The following is an 11,605-nucleotide window of genomic DNA, read 5'->3' as shown; positions in this document are numbered from 1 at the left end:
CCCGCCGCTCTTCTCCCTCTATTTACTACGTCGAAAGCTCTACGACGGTTACGCCCACTCCTCCCTCGTTGATTCCGCCCAACCTGTGGCTCTTGACGAACGTGTAACCGGTCAAGGCCTGCTGCACTTTCTGCCTCAAGATCCCCTTCCCCTTCCCGTGTATGATCGTGACTTGCGAAAGGCCCCTCAGGAAGGCAGCGTCCAGAAACCTGTCCACGGATTCCAGCGCCTCGTCGACCAGAAGACCTCGCAAGTTGAGCGTGGAAGAAAAGCCGTCGGCACTGTCGGAGGTGATGACAGTCGCGCGCTCTTTCGGTTCGCCATCTTCCGGGGCCTTCGTAATGCGTGAGACGTGAGTGTCTATTCTGACGCCCTTTCTTTCCACCTTTACCCTTCCCTCGGCATCGGGACCGGCCACCACCGTCGCGGCGGAGCCGATGTCGTAGGCCCACACCTTCATACCGGGCTTCACGTTCAATGGTTCCATGGACGGCAATTGAGGTGTCGAAGACTCATCTTCCGTAAGTTTTGTTTCCACCTGTTCAACGGCCCGCTTAAGCCGCGCCACTTCGGCAGGTTTTTTCTGGATGACCTTTATCTCCTCCTTGACGCTCCGCACGAGAGACTTGGCCTCGGCCACGAGATCCTTCGCCTCTCTTGCGGCGTGGGCCCGCAGTTCCCGTTTCTCTCCTTCAAAGGCGGCCATCTTCTTTTCGTACTCCCCGGCAAGTTCGGACAGCCTGCGGCCCTCCTTCTCCAGAACCTCTTTGTCTCTCTCGACCTCCCTGCGAAGGGTCTCCAGTTCTGAGAGAAGCGCACTCATCTCTCTCTCCTCCTCGCTGAGCGAGGCCACGGCGCGCTCTATGACTTCCTTGCTAATCCCCATTCGGGCAGCCGTCTCGAGAGCCCTGCTCTGACCCGGGATGCCCACCTCCAGTCTATAAAGAGGTTCGTGTGTCCGAGGGTCGAACACCATCGAGGCATTGCGCATGCCTCGGTTCGAAGCCACGAAGTTCTTGAGAAGACCAAGATGAGTGGTGGTCACGGACATAGCATTCCTTCTCTCGAGCTCCTCCAGAACGGCCTTGGCCAGAGCCGCTCCCTCAAGCGGATCCGTCCCCGCTCCGAGCTCGTCTATCAGGACGAGCGAAGAGGAGTCGGCCTCGTTCACGGCTCCTGCGACGTTCCTCATGTGCGACGCAAAAGTGCTGAGCTGTTCCTCTATGGATTGCTCGTCGCCGATGTCGCAAAACACGCGGGTAAAAATCGGAATTTCCGTTCCCTGCCCGGCGGGGAGATGGAACCCGCATCTCATCATGAGTGAGAGCAGTCCGACCGTCTTCAAGGCAACCGTCTTGCCCCCCATGTTCGGACCGCTGATGAGAAGTATCCTGAAGCCGCCCCCCATCTCCAGATTCAGAGGTTCGACGTCATAGCCCTTTTCTTTTCCTTGAATCAAGAGAAGAGGATGACGGCCGCCTCGTATCCTGAGCGTCCCGTTCTCGGAGACGCGAGGGCAGGTCGCTCCCATTTCGTTCGAGAGCCTGGCTCGCGCAAACACGGCGTCCAGCCTGGCCAACGCACTCAGGGATTGCCTGAACTCTGCCGCACAACCCCGCACGGAAAGGGAGAGCTCGCGCAGAATCCGAAGCTTCTCCTCCTTCTCCTCGCCGCTCAGATTGCTCAGCGCGTTGTTAACGTCCACGGCCTGGAGCGGTTCGAAGTAGATGCCCGCGCCACTGCCGGACTGATCGTGCACGATCCCCTTGAGCTTCTTCCTTGCCTGGGACGGTATGAGCACCATGTATCTGTCGTTCCGGAGCGTGAGAAACGATTCCGGCGGCGACCCCAAAGACTCGAGGGAACGCTCGAGCACGCCTCGGGCCTTTTCCCTGTTTCTTTCTATTTCGCGTCTTATGTTCCTGAGGGCGGGACTGGCCGAGTCGAGCAACTCGCCGGAGGGATCGATGGAACTCTCTATTTTCCTCCTCAACTCCTCGTTCGCTTTCACGTTTTCGACGCAGGCCCACGAGAGTGGAGAAGTCAAGTTCCTGGGTTTAAAAAACCGAACGACGCTCGCCGCCACCGAAAGAAGCCGGGCGATGCCCAGCAATTCCGCGGGCTCCAGGATCGAACCTTCGACGTGGACTTTCTCGAGCTGCGGCCTCGCGTCGGGAAAATCCAACGACGGCACGTCACAAGAGGCGAGGATCTCCCGTAGCTCCGTCGTCCAATGTAGCTGTCTTTCGACGGCCTCAGGATCCAGGAGCGGCTGGCTGTGCGCAACGGCCTCCCGGCCGGGGACAGACTGAGCCTTCCTCTCGGCCAGAGCTATGATCTTGTGAAGTTCGAGAACTTCGAGAGAGTGTGTATCCACAGGAAAAATCAAGGGTCCTTGGCAAGGGAAAAGAGTCTCTCCCGGACAGGAGCCAAGCGAAAAAGATCAGTGCCATGCCCGGCATGGTAAAGAAATATCGCGCAATGCGGATAGACTCATCCGCGTTGCCTGGAATCAATTCTCGCGATACCCGTTTAGGGAAAATGGACGAGTCGTCAGCAAAGAACCTCTGATCAGGGTGGCCAGCTCAAATTCCGCGCTTCCCCTCTGAACTCCCGCCTAAGGTTCTTGACGCCTAGAGTTCTCTTTTCTTCTTGCAGCGTTTAGCTTTCTCTTGCGCCTTTCACTCGGCTTCTCAAAATGCTGGTGTTTCCTAAGGTCGGAAAGTACTCCGGCCTTCTCACATTTTTTCTTGAAGCGTCGCAAAGCACTCTCAAAGGATTCATTGTCCCTAAGCCGAATCCCCGGCATGCTTCTCATCCCCTCCTCTGACGCCGAATAATAAAAAAATAGCCGAACTGTGTGCGCAGCAAAAAAATAGGACTGCCACAGCCGTCATTCTTAATATATCACCCAACCTAAACCCTGTCAACCCCTACCGGTGAAGATTTTTTGAATGTCGCTCCCCGCGTATCGCACCCTTCGTCCCGGGCCGGACGGACGTAATCGTAGAACTGTCAGGCCGCTAACTCCTTATCTCGCAAGACGTAGGCGCAGCAGACCCGCGACGCTCCAGAAGGAAGTTGAGTCTGTCCAATACGACCACGGCCGCCGTCTCGGCTCTCAGCACCACTTCTCCCAGGGACACGGGTATGGCGTCATGCCTGATGAGGAACTCGATCTCCGCCGCCGTGAAGTCGCCTTCCGGCCCCACGCAGGCAACCACCCTTGCCCGAGACAGGTCGTTCTCATTGAGCAAGTGCATGCTCTTACCCGAAGGATGAGCCAGAAGGACAGTCGCGTCGGTTCCGATTACGCCGAAAAGCTCCTCGAGGGAGACGGGCTTGCGAACCTCGGGAAGAAAGACCCGCGCGCACTGCGTCATCGCGCCCACGGAGATCCGCTGCCACCTTGCGAGCCTGGAGTCAGACACACCCTTCGACGACAGCGAACGCTTGGTAAAAACAGGAAAAATGGTCCCAACGCCCACCTCGGTGCACTTCTCCACCAGAAGATCCATTCTTGCAGCGCGTATGATCCCAGCCGCAAGCCATATCTCCGGAGTTCTGGGTGAGAATTCCTGTTTCTCTATTATTCGGCCCCTTATCATTTCCGGCGAGCACTCGGTCAGTTCGACGCTGTACCTTCCGCCCCGACCGTCCAGCACGCAGACAGCGTCCCCGGGCCTGCGGCGAAGCACAACGGCGATATGCCTGGCCTCCGAACCCGTAATTGCAAGAGATCCTTCACCGAAGCTCTGGGGCGGCGCAAAGAAACACTCTTCGAGACATCTCGCCTTCTTCATTCGCCTTCCTTCGTATGCACCTCAACTCGGATGGCGTACTGCCTTCCGAATCTTCTCGGGAAGCGGCTTCCCTGTGCAATGTAGCCAGCTTTCCTCCAGTGCTTTGATTCCAAGTCTATTAGTCAGACGTGCAAGATACTCCGGGCCGGGCTTCGTCGATGGATGAGGAAACTCATCAAAGAGCGATACACAGCGAACTATCCAGTCCAAGGCTTCAGTGTCCCTGCCACGTCTCTGAGCTAGCATCCCGAGCTGCCCATACGACATCGCCATCCCAGGCCGGTTGCCCAGAGCCTCCTCAATCTCCAGTGACTTCCGATACCACTCCTCAGCAGCATCAAGATCACCTCGATACTGGGCCACTATCCCAAGCTGGTGATAATTGATCGCCATCCCGGGCCTGTTCCCAAGGGCCTTCTTGATCTCCAGTGACTTCCGATACCACTCCTCAGCAGCATCAAGATCACCTCGATGCTGGGCCACCATCCCAAGCTGGTGATAGCTGCTCGCCATCCCAGGACGGTGCCCAAGAGCCTTGTCTATTTCCAGTGACTTCCGATACCACTCCTCAGCAGCATCAAGATCACCTCGATGCTGGGCCACCATCCCAAGCTGGTGATAATTGATCGCCATCGTAGGTCGGTTTCCAAGAGCCTCACTAATCTCCAGTGACTTCCGATACCACTCCTCAGCAGCATCAAGGTCAACACGATCCTGGGCCACTATCCCAAGCTGGTGATAGGTTATTGCAAGGCGGAGTCGCGCCGACTCGCTGTCAGATCCTTCCAGCATCCGCTGAATGGAATCATAGGCACGCTCGGCAGCGTCCAGATCACCACCAAGCATGAGGCGGCTGGCCTGGCTGCCGACCACGAAGAGCCATAAAGCGCCCTCTGGTGTGTCAAGATCAGGGGGATTACCTTGAGCATCCTCAAGCACCAGCCGACACCTATCCACCCACTCCCTCGCTTCTTCAAAGAGACCACGCGCATCCCAGAACTCAGCCAGCGGTTGGAGAATATACTGAGCTTCTGAGAAGAGCTCTCGCTCAAGAGCCTCAAACGCAAAAGCGCAGAATGTGCGTCTCTCCAATGCAAGCACCATCATGGCTGTCTCCGCGCTGCCCCCCGCGATTTGCTCGTCTAACCATGCTCCCAGGATTGCATGCGCTTTGATACTTGCCAAATGTGCTCCATCGAACTCAGCGTCAAACGCCTCACCAGCTTCCTTCCGCCACAGCGCAACTAAGTAAGCAGGCAGAGCAGGGTGTATCCTGTACATCCCGCCGCCGATCTTACTCAGCAATCCTGCGCCAACACAGGCTTGGAGGGTCTCGTCCCACGTCTTCTTGGCTAACCGCCTGAATCGCTCAGGCACCCCTTCCTGCTTTGACAACACAGCCAACGCGTCAGCATCCACAACACCCTCAAAGAGAGCTAGAGCAGGCAAGTGACGACGATGCCCCTCGGCAAGCTGACGGAATGAATAACTAATGCAAGCTCCAAGCGATTCCAGCCTACCTTCGCCTGCGTCCAGCTCGTGCAGGAGATCCCCTTCCCCCCGGAGAGCGTCCACAAGAGTCTGGGCATCCTCCTCGTTCAAGCGTGAAAGGATCAGCCGCATACTAAGTGGATGCCCACCAAGCAGCTCAAGCAACGTCCCATAGGCTCGAGCCTTCCTGCGCTCCTGAGCCTTAGGATACGGTGCAAGAAGCTGGTCAGCGTACTCCGCAGCATCCTGCGGGCTGAGCCCACCTAGCTCAAGCCTGTGTATCTTCTCACCCAGCCATTCCTCCGAAGAACGACTGGTGATGAGAATTCCACTTCGACTGTCACGCACTACCTCCGCCAGGAACGTCTGCACCTCCGCCTGCTCTTTCTCATCCAATGGCGGTGTACCTCTGGTAAGATCGGGCATGCTGCGAGTCGTCTCAAAATTGTCCCAGATGATAAGCAATCGGTGCCCCAGCAAAACCTCAAGTATTGCTCCACGACGAGCCTCATGCTTGGGAAAGATCCTTACGAAATCGGGGCCAAAGAGTCTTAGGCCAAGAGATGTGATTACTCCCTCCAGATTGCACGAAGCCAAACCAGGTTCAAATGAATACCAGAAGACCAATCCAGGATCCTCTAAACCCCCGGAAGCCTGAAGCCAGCGAGCAAAAGCCTTAGCGAGTTCTGTCTTCCCCGTTCCGCCAACACCGTGTATGACAACGACTCGTTTGTTGCGCAGCGCCCGCTCCAACTCATAGAACTCTGCGTCCCGACCAACAAAGGTCTCAGCTGCAGCCAATGGATCCTCTGCCGAAGTTTCACCGGCTAGAGCAGAATGCTTGTCTCTTTGTTGTACTTGCTCCAAGGTCTTGGCAAGAGAGGCCTTCCCCTCGACAGCAGTCCGCTTCAGCTGCGGGAAGCTGATTTCGCGACGGGCATAGTGGACCGGCACGATCCAGTCTTCGAGTGGCATCAAACCTCTAGGGCTGGGACGCAGGGCCCTACGGTGTAATTCACACCGTCCTTCTATGACGGCTTGAGAAACCGAGTAGCCAGCAAAGAGAGCTTCGTAGAAAAGCGCCATGAACTCTGCGGCTGCCACAGCGTACACGCTGTAACCCATGGCCACCACAGCACCGGCACCTTCCTGCAGCAGACGCGTCGCCACAGTAGCCTCTGGTCCCACTCCCGACACCACCGTCCCAGATCTGCACGCATTGAAGATTAGTAGCGGAATCTCGGCATCCTTCATGAGTGTCGCGAAATCAGTGGCACTCACCGGGTCCGGTTCACCTGACTCTTTCTCAAACACCAGATACCCTTCTGGTGACCGGTAACGCCATGGATCAAGCTGAGCGCGCCCCCCCAAGACTTCTCCGAATGTCCCGTGTCCGTCGAAGTGAAAAATATCAAATGGGTCACCGTTTTCCTTGACTTCCCTAAGCCGCGCCCTCAGTGCTTCAAATGTGGGCGGACGCAGCACCTCCAGACTCACTTGCCCTGAGATCGCTCTCAGAAGCTCCAACAGGGGTCGCGCAATCATCTGATACGGGACGTCTCTCGTTGCGTATGGTCTGGCAATCACCATCAGCACTTGCAGGCGATCACCGCGCCGGATCTCTGCAGCCTTCTCACCTGGCGTCGGAATGGTTCGGTTGATCCCTGCTGGAGACAGGGCCACAGCAGTAGGACGCTCAGGATCATGGAGGAGTTCCCAGGGTAGGCCCAGAAATGCCGGTGACGACGATTGCAGCCATAGGTCGAACCTACGACTTTCGCGTGCTTGAACGTAGGCGTCCCGACCAGGCTTGCCTGTACCGAAGACCGCCTCGAATAGCTGCTCGCCCCACCTCCTTAGCTCGGTCTGTATAGCTAATCCTCTGTTTTCCCAAACTGCAAACGGGGCCCGCAAGTATTCTTCCAAATACCAGCGCAGGTCCTCAAGATTTTCTTGAGTCAGCGGAGATGAAAACGAGAGCTCAGTACCGAACTGTTCGGGTGAGACCTGACCCTTTCGATGCAAGAAAACGCGGATCCGACCCGCTTGCTCCTGAACAATTAGCCTATTGGGCATACGAAACTCCCCTTGCGGGGTCCAAACGACATGCAGCGACTCCGTACTGCCAACCCACGTGTCATCAAGGGATTTCCATCTTCATGGCCTCGTCAATCACAACCTCAATGATGCGGTCACGTTGTGAAACCGAAACTCCATCTGGCCGACCCACCTTCAACGTGATCCTACGCTGGATCACGTCCCGATTCGACTTGGAGGTCTTTTGGGGCCGATCCTGACACATACTCCACACCAGACTTGCAATGCTCACCACTAGCGAAGCCAAGTTGATTGCGGTGGCACTGTCAAGGTATTGATCCGGCACCCCACGGGCATCTGGCATGTCGAGCGCCTTCTCGGTCATCTGTGGCAGTTCCGAGCCCAAGGTAGCAGCAAGCCTAGCCGCAGCGTTCCGTGCAATCTGCTCATACGGTTCTAGCATAGGTCGTCCTCCGTAGCATGAATGACACCGTAGTCAAGAAGCCCAATGTTACTTCCAGCTTGGTTGTGTGAAGTACAGTCATCTGGTTGGATCCGTAGTGTTGTCGAAGTGTATCACACGAGTGGATTAGCATCCACAAGAAAGTTCTGCTGGAGATGGGAGTGCCACTGCGAGCTAGTCCTGTCACTCGTCCTTGCAATGCGCAAAACGGAAGGCACTCACACAGATGTGCGGGTCCCTTTCACCCAAGAACTCTAATTGCTTGTATCCCTAAAACCTCAGCACCCTTGCATACACCCACTCATTCTGCCGCAAGTGAAGCAGGGTTCGTTGGGAAATCAGTCGCACGCTGAGGTCGCCGCGGGGTCAAAAGGTCGGGAAACTCTGCTTCTTGACTGGATCAGTTTCTGGATAGGGCTCATAGATGGCCGATGTTAAGTGACCCCTGACAGAATCCGGCCCCGCAGGAAGGGAAGATATCCCAGCTTTGATTCGATACTAGAGTCCATAGGCTCGGATTAGATCGCGAATGGCTACACCGTCTTTTAGAAACAACCGCAGTCGATTCTCTGGGAGCTGGGATTCTCTGATCACACCAGCAGAAAAGCGCCCGGATGTCACAAACATCAGCGCAGGGAATTGGCGGTTCTGGTAAAGAGCCTTGTCGAGCTCGGGCCGATCAACGTATTGTCGGTGCTTCACTTCTATCGCTATGTACACTAATTCAGTTCCCGGAATGAGAGCTCCTCTAGCGACAATATCGCGGCCACCCTGAGGAGAATTCCTGATTGCGTGAATCTCCATGCCACTGGCCCGAAGTACTTCAGCAACAATGTCTTCGAATTGGCGCCAAGTAAGGTCCTTCAGTTCGCGTTTCTGATGCTGGAGAGCGATCAATATAGGCAGAGCGCAACTCTTAAGCTGTTCGCTTTGCTCTCTCTGCATTCTCGGGGTCCACAGCTGCGGCGAAATAAGAGTAGCTGGTCCAATTCGAGGACAGCTAACTTGCTTCTCCAAGTTCTGAATTATATCCTGCGCGGAAGGTAGCACGACTGAGGGATTGTCGACTATTTCATCAATTAACTCACTTCTCGTTTCTGCCAATCGCCCCATTTCCAATATCTGGCTATAGGTCCATGCCCGCCAAGGCACCTCTTGCGCGCAGTCTATATGACCGGGCATGAACCAGACTCCCTCTGGAGTCCTGAAAAAGGGATGAGGCGTTGGATCAACTACTTTCGGATGAATGTCGAATTGCAGATTTCCCCCGGCGACGTATTCTCTAAAGCCAGACGCAATCAGACATTGCGGATGCTCGTTCAGCCAGTTGAGGAATTCAGACAAAGAATCGCCAAAGCGACGCTTCTGGGTGCCTATATAAGCATATCCAGTCTGGAAATCAGAGTAGGCTTCGATAAACTCCTGGACATCTTCAGATCTGATAATCATTTCTCGGCACGAACCCACCCGTACTGTAATACAAACCTAGACTCTTCGTTCTGACATCATAGGTTACTATCCGTTCTGCAACAGTCTGCGTGAAAGCTCACTAATCAACATTCTCTGATTCTTCTTCAATGCATTCAGTTCAATGAAGTGCACCTGTAGGAATGAAAGGCCGAGATGATCGGCTATCTCGGCGATTGCGCGAGGAGTGCCATCTCGGATACCGTAACGCATCTCCACTACTGCTCTCTCGATCTCTGACAATTCGCTTATGAGTTGCCTCATTTGCACGCGGAGCATCGCGCGGGCCGCCGACTGGTCAGGGGCCAGGGCGGAGGTGTCTTCGAGCAGGTCGCCCAGGCTGGCGTCGTCGTCCTCGTCAATCTGTCGGTCGAGCGAAATCGGCTCGACCCTCGCTTCCATGAGACTCTTGACCTTTCCGACCGAGCAGTTGAGCTTATGAGCCACTTCCTCAGGGCTGGGCTCGCGTTCGAGCTCTTGGATGAGCCTGCGCTGCGTCCGTGCCACCTTGTTGATTGCCTCGATCATCTTGACAGGCACCCGGATCGTGCGCGCCTGATCGGCGATGGCCCGCGTGATGGCCTGCCTTATCCACCAGGCGGCGTATCCGCTGAACTTGTAACCCTTTCGATAGTCGAACTCATCGACGGCACGCATGAGCCCGCTGTTCCCCTCCTGGACGAGATCAAGGAACTCCAGGCCGCGGTTCGTATAGCGCTCCGCGATCAAGATGACGAGACGCACGTTCGCCTCGATCATCTCCTGTTTCGCCCTCTGTGAGCTACGCTCCCCTTCAACGATATCCTGAACGATCTTCCTCAGATCGTCGTAGCGAACGTTCTCCTCTCTCTCAATTGCGTGCACAGTGTTCTCGAGATCTCGGATTCTCTGTGCGAACGTGAGGAGGTCGGCTAGCGCCCACCGACCTTTCCTCTTGTTCAGGGCTTGCGGACTCTCTGGTGAGTCGTGCGCGATCACCCTGATCGAGCGATCTATCTCTGCAGCACTCATCCCTGCCAGCTTCTCGCATTCTTGGATCTGCTTGCGCGAAAAGTCCATGCGCCGGAGGATTTCCTTAGCCTTGCCATCTAGCTCATGGACCAGGCGCGGACTGAACCTGATCTTGCGATACTCTTCCCGGAGCTCGTCGTTACGCGCCTCGAGCTGCTTACGGAGCTGCGCGGCCGATGCGCCCCTCTGGCACTTGTGGAGCCTCGTGCCAAGCCCAATTGTCTCCCTGCGGAGCTTGATGATCCTCCTGAGGATCCCGACGTACCTCTCTTGCTCCTTCGTGCCGGGAGTGTGCGCATACAGCCAGCTGCTCCCGAGCCCGAAGATATCCTCAGGGCGCATCGTGCCCTTCTCGACCCGCCGGGCGTATCCTATGAGCTCCTTCGTCGCTGCGTCGAGCTTGAAGATAGCCTGGGAGACACGCAGGTGGCCGTCCTCTATGCGCTTGGCGATCTCTATCTCGCTATCGCTGTCGAGAAACGGCGAGTTCCGCATCTCGCGCAGATACATCGCCACGGGATCGTCAAGGCGGATCGGCTGCACGGCAAGCAAGCGACTCTCCGCTCGTCTCCCTTCCTGTCGTTTTGCCTTCTTGAGGTTCTCCCTGGCCTCTTCCACGGTGTCGAAGACGTCGATCTTCATCCCCGCGAGGGATATGTAAACTTCATCCAGCTCGTCGGGAGAAGCGTCTTCATCCAGTAAGGACTCAATCTGCTCGTGAGTCACAAAACCCTGCTTCACGGCCAAGGTCTTGATCTCATCGAAGCTCTGCGTCCTCTTCTTCTTCATTGACTGTTTTCTCTCCTCGGCTGAACCACATTTTCCGACGGCTTTTGACGCCCGCCGTCCAGAGCACTTCTTTCGGCAGCAAGGGCCTGGAGCTTGGCGAACAGGCTCTGCAGCTCCTTGCTTTCGTTAGCTCTTTCCTTCTTCCTGATTTCCTCCTCGAGAGACCTGATAGACTCCTTCAACCATCGTTGCTTGAGCTTGCGAAGGTAGTCCGTCTTTCTATGACCCGGAAAGAGATCGAGAAGGGAAAGCGTCTTGGCTCCCGTCACTGTTCTGGCGGTCCCGCGTTTCCTTCCCGGCATGGTTCTCACTCCGGTGTCTGGTCTTCGAACTCTGAGGGCGGCATAACTACGGCTTATGCCGTTTCCGGATAACACTCGTTGCCCGCACGTCTCCAACGACCCTGCGGTATCCATCGTATCACCAAAGTACCTGCTGTACAAGCGAAAACGCCTAGTGGCGTTCCAGTGGCAAACAACAAGAGGCCTGACGTTTGTCAGACCCCTCAAGACTGGCAATCTCCAACTGCTTAGGCCGCTAGAAG

8 protein-coding genes are annotated in these 11,605 nt (G+C 56.0%); all 8 read right to left on the bottom strand.

Annotated elements, in window-relative coordinates; genetic code table 11:
* Positions 1-25: 25 nt before the first annotated feature.
* Positions 26-2,377 (bottom strand): endonuclease MutS2, encoded by a 2,352-nt coding sequence (locus NTX17_07140; protein ID MCX5801144.1) that lies wholly within the window; start codon positions 2,375-2,377, stop codon positions 26-28.
* 240 nt (positions 2,378-2,617) lie between these two features.
* Positions 2,618-2,809: a 30S ribosomal protein S21 gene (rpsU, locus tag NTX17_07135; protein ID MCX5801143.1), complete on the bottom strand. Its 192-nt coding sequence runs from the start codon at positions 2,807-2,809 to the stop codon at positions 2,618-2,620.
* A gap of 214 nt (positions 2,810-3,023) precedes the next feature.
* Complete coding sequence (locus NTX17_07130; GenBank protein MCX5801142.1) at positions 3,024-3,803, bottom strand: 16S rRNA (uracil(1498)-N(3))-methyltransferase; 780 nt, start codon at positions 3,801-3,803, stop codon at positions 3,024-3,026.
* A gap of 21 nt (positions 3,804-3,824) precedes the next feature.
* On the bottom strand, positions 3,825-7,370 hold the full coding sequence (locus NTX17_07125; GenBank protein ID MCX5801141.1) for a tetratricopeptide repeat protein: 3,546 nt from the start codon (positions 7,368-7,370) through the stop codon (positions 3,825-3,827).
* A gap of 64 nt (positions 7,371-7,434) precedes the next feature.
* A complete protein-coding gene (locus NTX17_07120; GenBank protein MCX5801140.1) occupies positions 7,435-7,794 on the bottom strand; it encodes a hypothetical protein in 360 nt (119 codons plus the stop codon).
* A gap of 498 nt (positions 7,795-8,292) precedes the next feature.
* Complete coding sequence (locus NTX17_07115) at positions 8,293-9,243, bottom strand: restriction endonuclease (protein ID MCX5801139.1); 951 nt, start codon at positions 9,241-9,243, stop codon at positions 8,293-8,295.
* A gap of 66 nt (positions 9,244-9,309) precedes the next feature.
* Complete coding sequence (locus tag NTX17_07110) at positions 9,310-11,061, bottom strand: sigma-70 family RNA polymerase sigma factor (GenBank protein ID MCX5801138.1); 1,752 nt, start codon at positions 11,059-11,061, stop codon at positions 9,310-9,312.
* On the bottom strand, positions 11,058-11,363 hold the full coding sequence (locus NTX17_07105; protein ID MCX5801137.1) for a hypothetical protein: 306 nt from the start codon (positions 11,361-11,363) through the stop codon (positions 11,058-11,060). Before NTX17_07105 ends, NTX17_07110 begins: the two co-directional genes overlap by 4 nt.
* Positions 11,364-11,605: the final 242 nt, after the last annotated feature.

Source organism: Candidatus Eisenbacteria bacterium, from assembly GCA_026388185.1.
Taxonomy (GTDB): Bacteria; Eisenbacteria; RBG-16-71-46; order JAFGJU01; family JAFGJU01; genus JAPLKG01.
The sequence above is the reverse complement of the archived record's forward strand: the minus strand, read 5'-3'. Positions and strand labels throughout refer to the sequence as shown.